Source organism: Paenibacillus oryzae (assembly GCF_001675045.1).
GTDB lineage: Bacteria > Bacillota > Bacilli > Paenibacillales > Paenibacillaceae > Pristimantibacillus > Pristimantibacillus oryzae.
In genome coordinates, this window is sequence record NZ_LYPA01000064.1 from 41,755 (window position 1) to 59,742 (window position 17,988).

Consider the following 17,988-nt stretch of genomic DNA (forward strand, 5'->3'; position numbering starts at 1 on the left):
TTCTGACATGGCGTCAGGCGGCGGATGATTAGTTGAACCCGCATAATTCATGCTACAATAGTGGTTATCAACGGAAGGAGCAGCCCGCATGAATACAACGACTACACTAGCGTCATCCCTGCAAAAATATATGGAGCAATACCGGGAAAAATGGCCGTTTAGCGGAACCGTGCTAATTGCCCGTCAAGGAGAAATCATCCATTTGGGAGCATACGGCTCCGCCTCGCTGGAGCACCGCGTCCCCCATCGGCGCAATACCCGCTTCGGCATCTGGTCCATTAGCAAATCCTTTGCCGCCATGGCGATTATGCTGCTGGCCGGACAAAACAAGCTTCAGCTGGATGGCCTTGCATCACAATACATACCTGAAATGAAGGCATTTGGCGACATTACGATCAGACAATTGCTGAACCATCGTTCCGGCTTGCCCAACATGACATCCTTGCCGGAATACAACGGCAACTATAATAAATGGCCGATGGGCAAAGAAGAATTTTTCGAGCTGCTAACGAAACATCTTCCCCATGGCGTTCCGGGGGAAAGGTTCAGCTATAATAATTCCGGCTATTACCTGCTGGGACTTATCGTGGAGGCAGTCAGCGGCTTAAGCTACAGCCAATTTCTGCAAACGTTTATTTTGGGCCCGCTTGAAATGAAAAATACAGGACTTTTGACAGGCCAAGCCGTCATTCAAGATTTGGCTTCCGCCTATCACTCTTCGGGCAATACACCAATCCCTGCCGAATATGTTGATACAAGCTCCGTTGGCGCCGCCGGCGGCATGTATTCAACCGTGGAAGACCTGCTGAAATGGGATCAGTCCTTCTATGAAAGCAGCTTGCTGCCGAAAAGCCAAAATGAAGATATGCTTCGCGATGAGTCAGCGCCTTATGGCTTAGGCTGGTTTCTTGACCGTCGAAACGGACACAGAAGAATGTACCATGGCGGGGCCTATCACGGCTTCCGGACCGAGCTGCATCGATACCCCGAAGAGAAGCTGACGGTTATTGTTTTGAGCAATTACAACTTTATTCCCGTTACTGCAATAGCCGACAGTCTCGCCGATATTGCCTTGGGCCATGCTGCGGTGATCCCGCAATTCCCGCCAGCCTGCAGCCTGCCATCCGGACACTTCCAGCAGCTTGCGGGTACCTATGAGGGATACGGATGCCGGGCGGTTGTTGGCGAAAACGAAAATGGATATTACTTTATTTGGAATAATAAAGAGCTGAATCCGATCTATCCGGTTAGCGATACAGAATTCCATCACTGTCATTTCCTATGGACCTACCATTTCAAGCAAGCCGATGATGGCAAGTGGAGCTTTCTTGGCATGTCAAAAATCGAAGGTGAACATCCATGAGCCAAACAACAGAAAATGCCTCTTTATTAGCCGAAGCTGAACAATTTATTAGAAGATGCTACCAGGAGCTGGAGAAAAGCGCTGTTGAAACGGAGCAACGAATCCAGACCGTTCAAGCTGAAATTAAAAATAGCGGTACTTACTATCACACCACAGAAGAATTAGAGCATGGCGCTCGAATGGCATGGCGCAATAGCAACCGCTGCATCGGCCGGTTATTTTGGGAAAGCTTGAGCGTGACCGACGCCCGTCATGTCCAAACGGCAGAGGCGATGGCTGAAGCGCTGCTGGAGCATATTTCTGCGGCAACAAACGGCGGGACCATACGGCCGTTCATTACTGTATTTCCCGCTGCAGACCAAGACGGATGCGGCCCGCGAATCTGGAATCACCAGCTTATCCGTTATGCGGGTTATGAACGAAACGGAGCCATTGTGGGCGACCCCGCTTCACTCGAATTTACCAAGACTTGTATGGATATGGGCTGGCAGGGCGAAGGAACCCCTTTTGATATTCTTCCGCTTGTTATCAACGCAACAGGAGATAAACCGAAATTATTCCCTCTGCCGCAAGGTATTGTCAAAGAGGTGCCCATTGAGCATCCCCAATATCCCTCGATTGCGGAATTAGGCTTGAAATGGTACGCGGTGCCTATCGTAGCTGATATGCGCCTTGAAATCGGAGGCATTTCCTATCCTGCAGCCCCTTTTAACGGCTGGTATATGGGCACCGAGATTGGCGCGCGCAATTTGACTGACGAGGCGCGTTATAATTTACTCCCCGCAATCGCCGAGAAGCTAGGACTGCAGACGGACCGGAGTTTTACCCTTTGGAAGGACAAGGCGCTTGTCGAGCTCAACATCGCTGTTTTGCATTCCTTCCGAAAACATGGGGTTTCCATCGTCGACCATCATACTGCCGCACAGCAATTTGCCCGTTTTCAAAAAAACGAAGCTGATCGGGGAAGGGAAGCAACAGGACGTTGGTCCTGGCTCATTCCGCCGATGTCGCCTGCCGCCACCTCTATTTTTCATACCGGTTTTAACGATACGGAGCTGACCCCGAATTTTTTTAAATCCTGATTTACAATTATAGGGACATGATGTAATATTCTATATAAAGAACATTTTGTTCTTTATATTAGTGGAAATGTGAGGGGTTTCCCATGTCCATGCTCAAAAGAGTCATGTGTTTGACATTGCTAATGGCTTTGCTGGCATTTCCTGCTTCCGCTTTTGCATCCGGTTTTTCAGTGGAGGACAAAAACAAAAGCTTTATTTCCACCATTGTGTCATTTTTTGGCGGAAGTACAAGCAGCAGCCAATTCAGCTTTGACATCTATGTGCATACAAACAGCTACCCCCCGCCAAAACCAAGCATTTGGAACTGGTTTAACAAAAAGAACTGGTGGGATTTCTGGTGGGACTGCAAGGACGACTCGTACAAAATCTGGGAATATTATTATTGTTATTAGGGCAGTGCGCTAATACAACAAAAAGCCGCTTACACGCCGATGAGCTTCGACCTCTTGCAGGTCGCATTTCACCTTGGCGCAAAGCGGCTTTTCTGTTATTTTACCCCCTACACATCGTACTCCAGCTCTTTTCTGGCTTTGACAATAAATTCAAGCGGAGTTGTGAGGGATTCCTGCTCATATTGAACGGCCCCGATTTTCAGGCTCAATTCAACCTTGTATCTGGCGGAAAATTCGGCCGTATTCATCTCTTTAACCTTTTGTCGCAGCCTGTCAATAACAATATTGGCGCCTGGACGGTCGGTGAACAGCAGCATTCCCCATGTCGGGTTTTCGCTGTTTAACATATAGAGCGCATCATTCGTACGAATACTCGTCTGCCCTACTTTGGACAACTCCAAAATAGCATCGTTCATTTCATCCTCACTGATCATTCTCCGCAGCTCGTCCCAATACTTCACGTTGATGACCAGCAGAGTAAGCGGGATTTGGTAGCGGGTCGATAACGCCATAAAGATGGACGCATCGTTCTGAAAGGAACGGCTATTCCGCAAATTCGTTTTTTCGTCCATCGTTGCGTGACGGTCATTGGTTTTTCTAAGCTGCTCGTTTTCGCTCTGCAGGCGTCTGCTTGCATACGAAAACATCCAGGTAACGACAGTAAACAGCGGAGTCATGAGCAGCCAGAAGTAATTGGCGCTGTTGATCGTGCCTCCCACAACCAGACTTTCGTACAGCGTGTACGTACCGAAGCCGAAAATAAACAGGAGATTCAAAATCAGCCCGGCTGTCACATTCGTGAAGTACGTAATAACCGCGATCAGAAATGCAACATTGAGGAAAATAATATTTTGCAAGTATTGATTGGGATCGCCGGCTGTAAACACAATGGATATAAAGCTAAGCACGATAAGCAGCAGAAACCCGCTGTCCGAAATAATACTGCTTTGATTACGCATTGTTGCGATCCCCCCGTTTTCTATATTTGCGGAACAGGAGAATGAGGGAAACGAGAACTAACATAAGCACAAGCCCTGCGGCTATAGTAAAATAAAGCACGTCCGTTCTCTCTGTAATGCTGCTGATTGCCGACGGCTGATCCTGAACGGCATCCTGCTTAAAGCGGAAGGCATTGATATTGCCGTCGCGGTCTATCGTCGCTCCATCCCCGGATATTCGCCAAGTCATCTGCGAACTGGCAATCAGTTTGGAGGCTAGCTGATAATATTGCGGATCGGCAGCTGTCACCGCTAACAAGCCATGGCCTGCTTCAAACGGAGAATTTAGCAGCTGCAAGCTGCCCAACCGGGTTCCATAATTGGTTTCGATACTCATCTTTTCATTGGACAACAGCCCGTTCCCGGCTGAGTCAAATTTAAAATATAAATGATCATTAATGCTCCGGATCACTTTATTGTTCTGGTAGCTTCCAATTGCAATAACATTATGGATTTTTAATGTTTCCTCTACAACCTCGTCATTATAAAAAACGACATTGCCCGTATTGCCCTCTGCATATTGCCCAAGCAAATTAAACAGATTGGAGACGCTGAGATAGGTATTGGAATCACTTTCCTTTGGAAGTACTACCGCTACCTCATTAAATACGCCGTCTCTCAGAAACGGATAAGGATAATTATTAAATAACAAATCCGTTCTGTCCTTTGTCTTTAATTGAAGCATGGAATCCTTTGTAACAAAGGCCCACGGCATATTGCTCTGATCTTGAAGACAGGCAGCATTTGCTATTTCAAGATCAAAAGCAACCACTACGGAGAAATTCCCCGAAATGTTCATGTTTTTCGGAATCGTTAACGTTAAGGAATCGCCATCGGCCAGTTCATTGCTAAGCTTCTTGCTTCCGATAGGTGTATTGTTTATAAGCACCGTCACCATGGAGCTGTCAAAATCCAGGTTTTTGGCATACCTAAAATCAAGATTGATTTTACTGGCATCTGCGATGGAACGATTGGCCGGCAGCGCAACGAAATAAGCCCTTTCCTGGTGACGCGGACCAGATACTTTATCTCCCGTTTCGCTCAAAACGATATTTTGACCAATTGTTACAGACGGAGTAGCCACATCGGTATTGGCATCCACAATTTTGCTGCTGGTATCCAACTGGCTCACTAGCTGACCATTGGCTAGCAAACGCCCCGCCTTCACAAGCTGTTCATCATCACTGGATGTGACAATCAATACCCATTGATTATCCGATTCAACCAATTGAATCAATGCCTTGCCCTGAAGCTCAGGGTTGCCAATAAGGGCTTGAAGCTTCACGGGAAGGTGATCATACAGCGCAACCGCTGTTACGAACCTTTTGCTTTCAAAATATTCATTGTCAAAAGATATGATGGGAATCTGCTTGTCCTGTTGGCTGTTGGATTTGGCAAAACCGGACAAGGCATAAACTGCGGCTTCCATTTCGGAAGGCGATGCTCCCTCAGGAATCGTAATTGCGTTCAAGCTTTTGTTCATGCTGTCAATACTCGAAAAGCGTTCAGCAAAATCTCGAATTGTACCCTTAAGCGAATCTTCTAAATAACGAAAATTGATGCTGGAGCTGCTGTATAGCTGCAACCAATTATCCCTATCGTCTTCAGGCGCGCAGAGAATATCATCAATAACCGTCATGACATTGCCGATCATTGCAATGGAGTTAGTACCCGCTACTAACAGCTCGGAAGGAATCGAAACCGTTAAACGCTGTTTACCCTCCATCTCCAGATTTGGCCTAAAGGAATACAAGGATACGCCATTAACCTCCAGCGTTATACTGGAGCGATCCTCAAGAGCAAGCTGTGACACCTGATAATCCAGATTCAGCGTAGCTTCTTTGACCTGCCAATGACTTGGTAATTGAAAATATTCCTGCCTTGATGTGTATGCTCCTGATAACGAGGTATCCGAGGACACAATGGATAGCTCATACCGCTCCATTCCCGCTTCCCCTGCTGCGCTAGCAATCATAAAGCTAAACTGCGTCAACTGTCCCACTAACAACGCCAAGCAGATAAGCCCGATTCTGCTCCAAATATTTTTCATCATGCGACCCTCCGCTTTAATAACGTTCGGTTTTGTACCATTTAACTTCTCTTTTGAACAATAAATCTTTGATATAGTTATACAGGCCATAAGCGGCTACAACCACCCACATCTGGCAGTAGGACACATACATCAACATGATGATCCAAACATTGGATAGCCTGAGCTCTCCCTTCTCTGTCGTTAACGTAATAAAGGTTCCTGCAACAAACAAGATGATGGCTAACAGCCACAGGAAGGAGCTGAAGCTTGCAATAGTTGTATGGACAAAACCTAAAGCATTCAGAATAAGCAACAAATCCGATATGATCAATGATGTCACAAGAAGGAAATAAATGGATAGATAATAAATAATATCAAAACGAACCTTAGCCGCTTTTTTGTCAAACAACATAGGAATATTTTTGACGATGACATATATATTGCCCTTCGCCCACCGCGTTCTTTGCTTAAACCAAACCTTGACCGTTTGCGGCTCCTGCTCCCACGTCACCGACTTGGGTTGAAATTTAATGCGATAACCCATTGTATAAATGCGAAAGCTGATCTCTGTATCCTCAGCAATTGCTTTAACATCCCAGCCGCCGATGTCCTCAATAATATGACGGCGCATAATAAAGTTCGTACCGGGAATGGTGCAAAGCTTGAAAAGCTTCCACCTCCCTGCCTGAGCCATCCATTGAAAGGACAAGGTTTCAACGTTAATAAACCGGGTTAGCAGATTTGTATCGCGGTTGCGTGTTCTGAACTTGCCAATAACGGCGCCTAATGTAGGGTCATTTGTAATTTCACCCACAAGATAACGAAGCGCTGTACGCTCTGGCGTATTGTCGGCATCATATATGGCAATCAGCTCGCCTTTGCTGCGCTGGAAACCGATGTTAAGCGCATTGGATTTCCCTTTGCCCCCAGTCACTGCATCCGTGCTGATTATAATGAGGTTGCGATTCTTATGCCGTTGCTGTACACCAGCCAGAAGCTCTGCGCTATTATCTGACGAATTATCATTAATGACGATAATTTCATATCGGTCATGAGGATAATCCAGCTCCAGCAGTGACTCCACCGTTTTGGTAATTACTTTTCCCTCATTATGCGCTGGCACCATAATCGAAACAAATGGAACCTCACCCTTAATCTCAGGCACTTGCTCATTTTCGCTTTGAATATAAAATAAATACCCTGCGATAATAAGCACAACATTAACCAGCAGAAGGGACCAGATGCTAATAACGGCTATTAACATCAAAATATCGGCAATCGTCATAAGCTTCTCCTTATTTCAAGTATTTACGTTTATACAAACGGTAACCTAACACAAACAAAATACCGAACAACAACAGCGCTAGACAAATAATAAATATGAATATCCTGTTTTGAATACTAAACAATTTAGAAAAGCTGACTTCATCCTCCTCAACGTATTGGAAATCTGAATCCACGATTCTTTCAGTGTCGTTCAAAATCTGTCCCTTACCATTAATCATCAACCCATTGCCGGAAACCATCGTAAATCGTTCTGTTATCACTTCATGTCTCGCAAGCTTATAATCTGAAAAAACCAGCCATTGGTCATTTATAAAGCTCACCATATCTTCCAGTTCTTGCTCATTTTCCGGAAAATCAACGGTCAATGCTATATCCGTCGGTATATCTGCCCAGACCTTACGTTGCGACAGGAACGTATTCCATTCCTCTGGGCTTACACTGTAAAGCGCGGATGCAAAAGTCTGGGAAACATTACTCTGGGAGCGATGCATAATTAATTGATTGGGAAAAAGAATTACCGAATCAAAAAAAGCCATGCCATTGTTTACGTATTCTTTATCGTAAGACCAATATAACTCTGCTCCCATGCCAAGGGGCACAACGCCATAATCACCCAAAGCATTAATAAATGATGTTAATTTGTAGCCAAGTATTTCAGTAGTATCTCTGGTTGTAGAAGATATGACTGGCGTATTGATAACAATGCTTCCGTTGCGGGATTGTATATGCTTCAGCGCCTCCATATATCTGAACATAGCCGGATAATCGAAATTGTCCAATACGGGGCGTACACTAGCTATAAACGGAATCCCAGCTTCATACAATTCGTCGGCTGCCTTCGCCAAAAGGTCCAGGTCGGAGAAGGGGTAAATCTCTTTAAAAAGCAAATAAAGTTGTCCGTCGCCAGTTGTCCCAAGCCACTCCTTTAAAACATAAAGCATCGCCAGCTCGCTTAGGTTTCCCTTTTCATATAAAGGCGCATATGCAGCATTATTGTTCTTGACGGCAAACGGCATGTTTTTAGAATCTGAGTTAATAGGGCTTAACGTCCCGTAGCTTTCCACAGACTGACCAGCCTCACGATTCACATGAATATATGCGGCATTCTGAACAGGAGCTACCTCTTCCTGCAGACCACTCATGGCTATGACAACATTTTGCTTGCTTTTGGTAAACTCGACGTCTACAGGCAGCTTCTTCTTCAAAGGGGGCGATAAAACGCCTCCAATCTGCAATAGATGCCCCTCAAACGCCGCAAGATCCCTTTCAAAGCTTTCGTTAATTGTTCTGATTTCAGCAGAATTTTTAATTAGAATGAGCCAATTGAATTGGTCCAGCAGTCCTTTTGAATAAAAGTCCTCAGCTAAAAGGGTTACCTCCATCCCAAAGGAAGCGAGCTGTCTTTGTAACAATTCAACGTTACCTGCTTTGCTTGTGTCATTCGCCATGCTGTCATATAATAACAAAACCTTTTGTGGGGTTAGCTGCTCATTGGAAGCATCAACTCCAGTTAAATTCAGGCTGCTTGTTAACCAATAGAGAAGACTGAGCAAGATGGCTGCAGCCGCTTTGAATTTCATGTATTTTCACCTTCTTATCCTGGCTTGCTGACATATTTCATTCCGGTTCCGAATCCAGCCTGCTGTCTCTTTGCCATAATCTGCGCCTAATGGCATCAGAAATAACAACAAACGTAACAAGATCAAAGGTTACCGTGAATAAAAATTCGTGCTTGGATAAATCTGCATCTCCCGCTCCAATAATGGAAACAAAAATACCCGAAAGCCCCATCAGAATCATTGAAAATATAAATGGGAATCGCAATGCGTTCCGGAAATCCCTTCTTTGTATTGCAGTCACAAACGATGGCATGTATACGCCTGTAACTACAGCTATCCAGATGACAATAAAACCAAATGTTTTTGGCGCTAACGCCTTTTTGAGCAAACTATACCCGGAGAAAAACATGGTTTGTTGTCCAAATGACTTTCCTTCCTCCTTTTCATAGTTGCCCATTGCAGGCGGACGAATCGTAAAAGCGTTTTTTGCAGCAAGATCAAGCATGCTAATGGCCTGTTTGGGATGAGAAACGTAATAGCCAAGAATTTCTCCAAAGCCATATTGACTATAAAAGTACTTTTCCAATATGTGCGAATTGACATCCACCGTTGTAAATGGCTCATAATAGATACTGTTTTTCAAAATAGCATATTGCTTGTTGACACCCATTTTTTCGAGTGCCCGCTCAGGATCGTCTGATCCCAGCAGAATGCCGCGGGTCATTGCATGATATTGATTAATATTGACAAATTCTTTCGGGATTAAGGCATAAGTAGCAATTCCTGAAAAGAAAAGCAGCGACAATGTGGAAAACATAATCACCTTAAATTTTTTCTCCTTGCGAATTAGCAGTAAAAACAGACATGTAGCAGCCAGTATTATGCCGACAGGAGCATTTTGCTGCTTGCTCGTCGTTAGGAGCAGGCCACTTATTGCAAGCACTGCCACCATGGCGTAATCATTGTAACGCCGCCTGTAAAGCAATAATCCTGAGGCAAACGTCAATATGACCATGATGAGAACTATGCTTTCACTGAAAAAAGAGTTAAAAAAGGCGGTATATGCCGTATCCGCAAACATAAATACAGCAAGCACTGCAATTATGTAACCATACAGCGGCTTCATTTTCCATGTGAGACTTTCAACCAGTAAATAGATGGCGACAATAAACAGCAGCGTCAAAATGGCTGATTGCACCCTGACATCAAATATAACGGTGCTTACAAACAGCTTGTTTAGGGCTAGCGCTAATTGAATGAGCAACGACTGTGACGAATAATAGATCGCAACATTTTCGTTATAATATTGTAAAATGCCAAATTCCTTTATAAAGTATCCAAGGTATTGGCTGTCATAGTCGGGTAAATGAAAATACAAACCATTACTGTATAAAACACGGAAAAAGTCGCCATTGTCTGCCATGCCGATATAAGGCGGCGTAAACAAGGCGATGAATGTAATCAATAGCGCCGTCCCTGCAGCAAATCCCGCAGGGGATACATATCGGGCCATAAAAGCCAAAAAGCGCCTTAGCATTAAGCCGGCCCCGGTCTGATTCATCTAAGCGCCCTCTTTTCTGTAGGATTAATATGAATAAGCAAGCAAAGCCATCAAATTATCGAAGGAATAAGCCTGTTTTGCTCCCGCATCGCCAAAGCCGCCCAGCATCCCGCTAGTTTTGTCACTGATTTGGAACTGGTTCATTTTGCTGATGCTTTCATTGTAGAGCGACTGATCACCCAATACCGATCCAATCATAGCCGTGATGGCGTAAATAGCGGTTGAGCGGATATCGGTTTCGGCTTTGCCGCTTGTTGAATAACGGCCAAACAATTCCCCTGCGTTTACCTTCTCTTTAATGAAAGAAATACTTTCAGGCTTATGTTTGCCCACCTCGGCCAAATGCAGTATGGTAAGCAACGATTCCACGGTATTAATAGACTCCGTCGTATACCCTCCATTACCATAGTCGTAACGGGTATGGTAAAAAGGAAATTCATCGGTCAAATATCCGTCTTGTATAATAGTACCCATCTTGCCCACCAGCGTATTCTTTTCTGCCGTGTCAACGGGAAGCAGCTCTAATGTCTTTAAATCAATGTAACATAACGTAATAAAATCATTGGTTACGCCATAATCGGCATCAAAAAAATCGTACAATCGCCCGTTTTTTACGTTTGTCCCATAAAAACGCGCGCCATAACGATCTGCTTCAATTCTGTATTCTTCAGTCTGGAACTCTGCACCCGCTTCATAAAGCGCACGAATGATGCGTAAATCGTCTATTGCAGCATTAACAGAATAACGCTTTTCCAGCTTTGGACTATAGCGGTAGCTAAAAAGCTGATCTGTATCAAACGTTTGACGCGCCACTCCCCATGTCCTGTCAAACCCCGATTTATCTCCAGTCAAGACAGCTTGCCTCATCATAAGCCCGGCTGATTCGCTTAACAGCTCATGTCCCGTCGTTAATTCACTATCCTGGGCTGTATCCAGCAAATTTGTATAAATGCCGCGAGGTCCCGTCATATTTTCGGAAATAAATTGATACAGTTGTTGACGTTTGTCTTTTACATTCGACAAATCGCCAAAATGATGAATAACAGGCGGCGATGACTCCGTCTGGTTTGGCCGAGGCGCAGCTCCCTGCTCCTGTGAGCCGCATGCCGCTAGGAACAGTGCAAGCCCGCCGGTTACGATCACCGATATGACAACCTTATTGCGGTTGTAACGCAACATACGCCATCCCTCCTACTCCGACATGTTAAGCGGAACCTCGACAACATTCTTTTTAGCATCATTAATAATATTACCATCAATTACTGTACAAAATCTAAACACATTTTAAAAAAGCTATTAACCTTGCCTTCCTATAAGGACTTTCATTGATTAGTGCCTTCCGCTTCGTTATAATAGGCGATGATGTCCACATATTACAAGACTTAATGAGGCTGTTCAAACGAGGGCTTTTGGATTTTTGAACACGCATTTAATGAAGTCAAGGAAGGGTTACCTACTATGTACATAGCTGATCAATGGAGAGATTATGAAATTATCGATACGGGCGATGGGGACAAGCTGGAGCGCTGGGGTTCTTATGTGCTGCGCAGACCTGATCCGCAAATTATTTGGCCCATTATGAACGAAACTGCGCAGTGGAAAAAGGCCGACGGCCACTATCACCGAAGCTCTTCCGGCGGAGGCAAATGGGATATGAAGCCAAGCCTGCCGGAGCGCTGGACTATTTCATACGGAGAGCTTTCCTTCCATATTAAGCCGACGAACTTCAAGCATACCGGGTTGTTCCCGGAGCAAGCCGCTAACTGGGATTGGATGATGGACAAAATCAGAAATGCCAACAGGCCCATACGCGTATTGAATCTGTTTGCTTATTCTGGCGGCGCGACCGTAGCGGCTGCTGCGGCCGGTGCAGATGTCTGCCATGTGGACGCAGCCAAAGGCATGGTGCAGTGGGCAAAGGAAAATGCCGCTTTGTCCGGTCTGGAAAATGCGCCTATCCGCTATATAACCGATGACGTATTCAAATTCGTTCAGCGCGAGCAGCGCCGCGGCCGCCAATATGACGCTATCATCATGGACCCTCCATCCTACGGACGCGGGCCAAACGGAGAAACGTGGAAGCTGGAAGAAAATTTATTTCCGTTTCTGCAAACCTGTACAACCATCCTGTCGCCTAATCCGCTGTTTTTGCTCATAAACTCTTATACAACGGGGCTTTCTCCGACAGTGCTGCATCATCTTCTGCATAATACCATGAAGGCCAAATATGGCGGAGAAATCAATTGCGGAGAAATTGGATTGCCAATTACCGCTTCCGGTCTGCACTTGCCATGCGGCATATTGGGCCGCTGGGAGTCCCGTTCATGACGGTAGCCATTTTGTACGAGGACAATCATTTGCTTGTGGTTGTCAAGCCGCCCGGCATTCCTTCGCAGGCTGATGAAACGGGCGATCCAGACATGCTTACCATTTTAAAAGAGGATTTGAAGGTTCGCTACGATAAACCCGGCAACGTGTATCTGGGTTTGGTGCATCGGCTCGACCGCCCGGTTGGCGGAGCAATGGTGTTCGCGAAAACCTCCAAATCGGCCTCCCGGCTTTCTGAAGCCGTCAGAAGCCGCAGCTTCGGCAAAACCTATATGTGCGTTGCGCAAGGCGTTCCGGCCCGCAGCTTTGCAACACTGCGCCATTATATTTCAAAGGATGGAAGCCGGAATAAGGTGACGGTGCTGAACCATGCCGCTCCCGAAGCCAAGGAAGCGATCCTCAGCTATTCCGTTATAGCCAATAACAGCGCCTCATCGCTGGTGGCGGTTTCACTGGAGACAGGACGGCCTCATCAAATACGCGCACAGCTTGCGCATATCGGCCATCCGCTGGCGGGAGATCAAAAATACGGTGATCGGAAGCCCGGCGCTTTATCCAGCATCGCTTTATGGTCAACCTCTGTATCCTTCCCCCATCCCGTAACCAAGGAACGCTTAACCTTTACCTCCTTGCCTGAGCTTGCGGGAGCCTGGAAGCCTTGGAGCCCGGCCCAGCTTGAAGCGGCGGCGCGGCACTTTATTCAATAGTTTTGTGCCCCCAAGGGAGTATTGCCCCGATGCCTTGCCTTTTGCCTCATGAATGGAGCGCTGCATGGCATCGGGGCATTTGTTCTGCTTGACGAACGCAAGCTGCTTCTATGCTTTGCAAGAAAGGATGTATAGGAAGATGAAAAAAAGAAGATGGGTATTGCCCGCCTTTGTGCTGCTGCTTCTGGCAGCTGCCTCCGTTATCTGGGTTTTGAGCGGAATAAAAAGCGGCAGTCCGGCGCCTGCGGACAATAATCCCACACCGATTGCGGTTGAAGCCACTTCCCTGAGCGAAGACCAAAACACACCAGCGCCAACGCCTTCGCCTACACCAGAGCCCGTATTCGCTGAAGCGGTTTGGATCGGCGTCGGCGATATTATGAGTCATGCTCCGCAGCTGCCCGGCGCATTTGACGCGGCAACCAAAAGCTATAATTTTGATTCTTACTTCGAGCCCGTCAAACCCATCCTTCAAAGCGGAGATTGGGTAATGGCCAATCTGGAGACGCCTATTGGAGGCCCGGACTTCGGCTACACGGGATATCCGTCATTTAATGCACCGTTCGAGCTTGCGGAAGCGCTTAAAAACGCCGGCTTTAATATGCTGTCAACGGCCAATAATCATTCGCTCGACAAAGGCGAACGCGGATTGCGCAACACCATTGAGAATCTGAAAGAGCTAGAATTCTCTTTTACAGGGACTGCAGCTTCTCAAGAGGAGGCCGATGCGCCGGTTTTAGTAGAGCGCAATGGGATAACGATGGGGATTTTGTCATATACGTACGGGACTAACGGCATTCCGATTCCTGAGGGAAAACCTTACCTCGTTAATCTGATTTCAGAGGAGGCCATTAAAGCGGATATCAAAAAGCTGCGCGACGCAGGAGCCGACTTAGTCACTGTCGCTCTTCATTTCGGAATTGAATATCAGACGTCGCCTAGCGAAGAACAGAAAAATCTGGCCCGTTCGCTTGCCGCTTCGGGGGCAGATATTATCGCGGGCTCCCACCCCCATGTTGTGCAGCCCTATGAAATGGTGGAATCCTTCGATGAGGACGGAAACCGGAAGGAATGCCTCATCATTTATTCCATGGGGAATTTCATTTCCAATCAGCGTGGAGAATCCAAGGACTACGGGGTAATCTTTAAAGTGTCGGTTTCCAAAAATATGACGGAAGGCGGAACTGTTATCAAAGAGGTAGAAGCTATCCCGACCTGGGTGCACCGGTACAAACCGGATAAACATTTCCGTTATCGCATTTTGCCGGTCGAAGACGTTTTGGCTGCCTCCAATGATGATTTGCTGACGCCAACGGATTATGAAACCTTACAGAGGGATTTGGCTATGCTGAACACAAGACTTGAATCCATGAAGTAGAAGCGTACAGAGCTAGTTTTTTTAAACCACATTCAAACAAAAAGCAAACATCTCAACTTGCCGCAGGTGATAGGATCGGCACTTCAGATGTTTGCTTTTATTTTGACTGGCCGAAGGACTGTTTCGCAGACAGCCCCATTGCGGCGAGGGCTCTAGCCCTATTGATTGGCTACTTTGCCAAGCAGCAGCACAAGCAGCTTTTGATTATATTCCGAAATCTGATCCAGCGACTGCTCTATCAGGGAATGACGGATAGCCTTGCCTCGTTCCGCTTCCGCTGCTCCCTTCTCGGAAACCTTGATCCAGACAATACGCCGGTCCTGATCGTCTCTCGTTCGCACAACCAGCTCGTTTCTCTCCATTCTGTCCAGCAGGGTTGTAACGGCCGCAGGAGTTGTAGACAAATGCTGAATCAGATCGGATGGCTTCATAGGATCTGATTCCAATAGCAGCTCCAGCACATTAAGCTGTCCCTCTGTAAGCGGAGCCAGCGATTGCTCCATGCTGATCCGCCATTCGCGCGAAAGCTTTGTCCAAACTTTCGCAAAATCCTCGGATACCACGACTTCCACCCGCTTTCTGTCCATTTTTAACATGTACGTTTAGCGTTTTCGCGCATCTTGCCTCTCTTCTATTATATCAACTGAAAATGTCGAATAAAAGGTTAATGCAATTAATAGTTTGCGCCTCTAATCGCTATCCTTCAGCCAAAACCGACATAATTGGCGCTTCAACTCCACGAAAAAAGGCCCGTCATGGCGAAAACGCCATAACGGGTCTCTTGATTCCTAGGGCGTTTCTACTTACTCCGAGAGGTCGTGCCGACTTTTCGTCAGACGCATCCTAGCCCTGCAGCTCCGGCGTTGTTCGGATAAAGGAGGCTACGATGACCTCATTTTTCTCCACGGCGAACAATTGCTTGCCGATAGCCTTGCGTTCTTCAATCGGCGCTTTTTCGGAATTGGCAATCAGCTTGCCGCCTCCAGAGGTTATGGCTACAATATCCTGCGGCTCCCTGCAATAATAGGCAGCAGCGATGTACGAGCCGTTAGGGCGCACCCGCTTGCCTTCTTTAAATTCAAAGGTTTGTACGCCTTTGCCTCCTCTGCCCTGAATCGGATAATCCAGCAGCAGCGAGCGCTTGCCGAAGCCGATATCCGATACGACCAGCACTTCGCCTTCGTCGTCAGAGACCCACAGCGCCGCCGCAAGCTCGTCCCCGTCCCGCAGCGTAATCCCTTTGACGCCGGCGGCTACACGGCCCATGCTGTTCACCTCGGCTTCGTCAAAGCGGATGCTGAGCCCGTTTCGGGACACAAGCATTAATTGACGTCCGCCTTCGCTTAGCGTTACGCTAATAACCTCGTCGCCTTCGGCCACTTTACAGGCGGCAACGGCAGTTGAACGCGTGGTGGCATAGTCCTTCAGCTCGCTTCGCTTCACTTGACCTTTTTTGGTGACAAAAACAAGAGTTTGCTCTGATGCGCCAATATCCTTGACCGGAATGACGCTAATAATGGAGTCATCTTTGGGAAGCGGAATTATATTGACTACGGCCGTACCGGTATCCTTCCACTTAAACTCCGGAATTTGATGCACCGGCAGCAAATAATATTGCCCCTTCCGCGTAAACAGCAGCAGGCTGTCAATCGTATTGACCTGAAGCAGCTCGCGAATGACATCCCCTTCTTTGACGCCGGCGCTGTCCAGCTCGCCTCCGGAGCGGGTAAAGGACAACATACTGGTCCGCTTCATGTAGCCTTCCTGACTGAGCGTAACCAGAACATCCTCCGGCGCTACAAGCACCTCCAGATTCACCTTCAGCTCCTCGACCTCGCCTTGAATATCGCTGCGGCGATCAATGCCGTATTTGCCCCGGATTTCCAGCAGCTCTTCCTTAATGACGCCGATCAGCTTTTTTTCACTGTTCAGAATGGATTGAAGATAAGCGATGCGCTTTTGCGCTTCCTTCAATTCCTTTTCAAGCGCCGTAATTTCCAGGTTGGTCAAACGGTACAATTGCAGCGTCAATATCGCGTCGGCCTGGCGTTCGGTAAAAGCAAACTTTGCCACCAAATTGTTTTGGGCATCGGCACGGTTTTTGGAAGCCTTGATGGTTGCAATAACCTCATCCAGCACATTTAGCGCCTTAACCAGCCCTTCCACCACATGGGCCCGGTCCTCTGCTTTTTCAAGATCGTACGCTGTACGATGAGTGACTACTTCTTTTTGGTGATCGATATAAGCCGTCAGCATTGGCAGCAGGCCAAGCTGCTGAGGCGCTTTATTGACAATAGCCACCATATTGAAATTATAGGTAACCTGCAAATCGGTTTTTTTGAGCAAATAAGCCAAAATGCCAGCCCCGTCAGCATCCTTCTTCAGCTCAACGACAATGCGCAGGCCATTCCGGCCGCTTTCGTCGCGCACCTCGGCGATGCCTTCGATTTTTTTCTCCAGCCGGATGTTTTCCATCGCGGTCACGAGGCGGGATTTAACTACCTGATACGGAATTTCCGTAATGACGATCTGCTGTTTGCCGCCGCGCAAATCCTCGATAGCCGTTTTGGAGCGCAAATAAATGCGTCCTCTGCCCGTTGCATAGGCTTCGCGTATGCCTTCTTCGCCCATAATAAGTCCGCCGGTCGGAAAATCGGGGCCTTTAACAATCGTCATCAATTCCTCCAGCGTAATACCAGGGCGATCCATGCACGCAACACAAGCGTCGATTATTTCGCGCAGGTTATGCGGCGGTATTTCCGTGGCGAATCCGGAGGAAATGCCGCTGACCCCATTAACCAGCAGGTTGGGATACCGGGCCGGCAAAACAACAGGTTCTTTTGTTGTATTGTCGAAATTGTCCTTGAATTGCACCGTTCTTTTTTCAATATCGCGAAGCAGTTCAAGCGCGATGCTGGACAAACGGGCCTCCGTATAACGCATAGCCGCTGCGGGATCGTCGTCCTGAGATCCCCAGTTGCCGTGTCCATCCACAAGCGGATGTCCCATTTTCCATGGCTGGGCCATCCGCACCATGCCCTCATAAATGGAGGAATCTCCATGCGGATGGTAATTGCCCATCACGTCGCCGACGGTTTTGGCGGATTTGCGGTATGGCTTGTCCGGCGTATTGCCGGAATCGTACATCGCATACAGGATACGGCGCTGCACCGGCTTTAAGCCATCGCGCACATCCGGTATGGCGCGGTCCTGAATAATATATTTGGAGTAGCGTCCGAAGCGGTCGCCAACAATCTCTTCCAGGTACGCGGGCAAAAATTGTTCCAGAATACCCATAGCT

General features: G+C 47.1%; 14 protein-coding genes. 6 read left to right on the forward strand and 8 right to left on the reverse strand.

The genetic code is table 11. The annotated features are described in order from the left end of the window. Window positions 1–88: 88 nt before the first annotated feature. The 3 genes from A7K91_RS14020 to A7K91_RS14030 all read left to right on the forward strand — a co-directional run bounded on the left by A7K91_RS14020 (window position 89) and on the right by A7K91_RS14030 (window position 2,837). On the forward strand, window positions 89–1,363 hold the full coding sequence (locus A7K91_RS14020; RefSeq protein WP_068683747.1) for a serine hydrolase domain-containing protein: 1,275 nt from the start codon (window positions 89–91) through the stop codon (window positions 1,361–1,363). Further along, a complete protein-coding gene (locus A7K91_RS14025; RefSeq protein WP_068683749.1) occupies window positions 1,360–2,445 on the forward strand; it encodes a nitric oxide synthase oxygenase in 1,086 nt (361 codons plus the stop codon). Before A7K91_RS14020 ends, A7K91_RS14025 begins: the two co-directional genes overlap by 4 nt. Window positions 2,446–2,555: 110 nt before the next feature. Beyond that, entirely contained in the window at window positions 2,556–2,837 is a 282-nt protein-coding gene (locus tag A7K91_RS14030) for a hypothetical protein (RefSeq protein WP_156739557.1), read from the forward strand. Between the two features lie 107 nt (window positions 2,838–2,944). On the opposite strand, the gene A7K91_RS14035 is transcribed toward A7K91_RS14030, so the two are convergent. From A7K91_RS14035 to A7K91_RS14060, 6 genes are read right to left on the reverse strand one after another with little or no spacing between them, the layout of a single operon-like run. Then, window positions 2,945–3,796 carry a GGDEF domain-containing protein gene (locus tag A7K91_RS14035; protein WP_068683753.1) on the reverse strand — a complete coding sequence of 284 codons (852 nt, stop codon included), beginning with the start codon at window positions 3,794–3,796 and terminating at the stop codon, window positions 2,945–2,947. Next, window positions 3,789–5,888 carry a cellulose biosynthesis cyclic di-GMP-binding regulatory protein BcsB gene (locus A7K91_RS14040; protein ID WP_245697516.1) on the reverse strand — a complete coding sequence of 700 codons (2,100 nt, stop codon included), beginning with the start codon at window positions 5,886–5,888 and terminating at the stop codon, window positions 3,789–3,791. Before A7K91_RS14040 ends, A7K91_RS14035 begins: the two co-directional genes overlap by 8 nt. 13 nt (window positions 5,889–5,901) lie before the next feature. After that, complete coding sequence (locus tag A7K91_RS14045) at window positions 5,902–7,152, reverse strand: glycosyltransferase family 2 protein (protein ID WP_068683759.1); 1,251 nt, start codon at window positions 7,150–7,152, stop codon at window positions 5,902–5,904. 10 nt (window positions 7,153–7,162) lie between these two features. Beyond that, window positions 7,163–8,734 carry a hypothetical protein gene (locus A7K91_RS14050; RefSeq protein ID WP_068683760.1) on the reverse strand — a complete coding sequence of 524 codons (1,572 nt, stop codon included), beginning with the start codon at window positions 8,732–8,734 and terminating at the stop codon, window positions 7,163–7,165. 37 nt (window positions 8,735–8,771) lie between these two features. Continuing rightward, entirely contained in the window at window positions 8,772–10,274 is a 1,503-nt protein-coding gene (gene wsfD, locus A7K91_RS14055) for a glycan biosynthesis hexose transferase WsfD (protein WP_068683761.1), read from the reverse strand. A gap of 24 nt (window positions 10,275–10,298) precedes the next feature. Then, window positions 10,299–11,453 (reverse strand): glycosyl hydrolase family 8, encoded by a 1,155-nt coding sequence (locus tag A7K91_RS14060; RefSeq protein WP_068683763.1) that lies wholly within the window; start codon window positions 11,451–11,453, stop codon window positions 10,299–10,301. Between the two features lie 279 nt (window positions 11,454–11,732). On the opposite strand from A7K91_RS14060, the gene A7K91_RS14065 reads away from it, so the two are divergent. The 3 genes from A7K91_RS14065 (at window position 11,733) to A7K91_RS14075 (ending at window position 14,687) form a co-directional block, all read left to right on the forward strand. Further along, entirely contained in the window at window positions 11,733–12,602 is an 870-nt protein-coding gene (locus A7K91_RS14065; protein ID WP_068683765.1) for a class I SAM-dependent methyltransferase, read from the forward strand. Next, window positions 12,599–13,309 carry an RluA family pseudouridine synthase gene (locus tag A7K91_RS14070; RefSeq protein WP_068683767.1) on the forward strand — a complete coding sequence of 237 codons (711 nt, stop codon included), beginning with the start codon at window positions 12,599–12,601 and terminating at the stop codon, window positions 13,307–13,309. Before A7K91_RS14065 ends, A7K91_RS14070 begins: the two co-directional genes overlap by 4 nt. Before the next feature lie 139 nt (window positions 13,310–13,448). Then, entirely contained in the window at window positions 13,449–14,687 is a 1,239-nt protein-coding gene (locus A7K91_RS14075) for a CapA family protein (RefSeq protein ID WP_245697518.1), read from the forward strand. Between the two features lie 158 nt (window positions 14,688–14,845). On the opposite strand, the gene A7K91_RS14080 is transcribed toward A7K91_RS14075, so the two are convergent. Together A7K91_RS14080 and gyrA are read right to left on the reverse strand one after the other, a co-directional pair. Next, window positions 14,846–15,250 (reverse strand): MarR family winged helix-turn-helix transcriptional regulator, encoded by a 405-nt coding sequence (locus tag A7K91_RS14080; protein ID WP_068684467.1) that lies wholly within the window; start codon window positions 15,248–15,250, stop codon window positions 14,846–14,848. Between the two features lie 280 nt (window positions 15,251–15,530). Then, complete coding sequence (gene gyrA / locus A7K91_RS14085) at window positions 15,531–17,984, reverse strand: DNA gyrase subunit A (protein WP_068683768.1); 2,454 nt, start codon at window positions 17,982–17,984, stop codon at window positions 15,531–15,533. Window positions 17,985–17,988 lie beyond the last annotated feature (4 nt).

Excerpts from the sequence above, each read along its gene's own strand:
- A7K91_RS14020 (WP_068683747.1), top strand. The coding sequence starts at position 89 with ATGAATACAACGACTACACTAGCGTCATCCCTGCAAAAATATATGGAG.
- A7K91_RS14025 (WP_068683749.1), top strand. The coding sequence starts at position 1,360 with ATGAGCCAAACAACAGAAAATGCCTCTTTATTAGCCGAAGCTGAACAA.
- A7K91_RS14035 (WP_068683753.1), bottom strand. The coding sequence starts at position 3,796 with ATGCGTAATCAAAGCAGTATTATTTCGGACAGCGGGTTTCTGCTGCTT.
- A7K91_RS14040 (WP_245697516.1), bottom strand. The coding sequence starts at position 5,888 with ATGATGAAAAATATTTGGAGCAGAATCGGGCTTATCTGCTTGGCGTTG.
- A7K91_RS14045 (WP_068683759.1), bottom strand. The coding sequence starts at position 7,152 with ATGACGATTGCCGATATTTTGATGTTAATAGCCGTTATTAGCATCTGG.
- A7K91_RS14050 (WP_068683760.1), bottom strand. The coding sequence starts at position 8,734 with ATGAAATTCAAAGCGGCTGCAGCCATCTTGCTCAGTCTTCTCTATTGG.
- wsfD (WP_068683761.1), bottom strand. The coding sequence starts at position 10,274 with ATGAATCAGACCGGGGCCGGCTTAATGCTAAGGCGCTTTTTGGCTTTT.
- A7K91_RS14060 (WP_068683763.1), bottom strand. The coding sequence starts at position 11,453 with ATGTTGCGTTACAACCGCAATAAGGTTGTCATATCGGTGATCGTAACC.
- A7K91_RS14065 (WP_068683765.1), top strand. The coding sequence starts at position 11,733 with ATGTACATAGCTGATCAATGGAGAGATTATGAAATTATCGATACGGGC.
- A7K91_RS14070 (WP_068683767.1), top strand. The coding sequence starts at position 12,599 with ATGACGGTAGCCATTTTGTACGAGGACAATCATTTGCTTGTGGTTGTC.
- A7K91_RS14075 (WP_245697518.1), top strand. The coding sequence starts at position 13,449 with ATGAAAAAAAGAAGATGGGTATTGCCCGCCTTTGTGCTGCTGCTTCTG.
- gyrA (WP_068683768.1), bottom strand. The coding sequence starts at position 17,984 with ATGGGTATTCTGGAACAATTTTTGCCCGCGTACCTGGAAGAGATTGTT.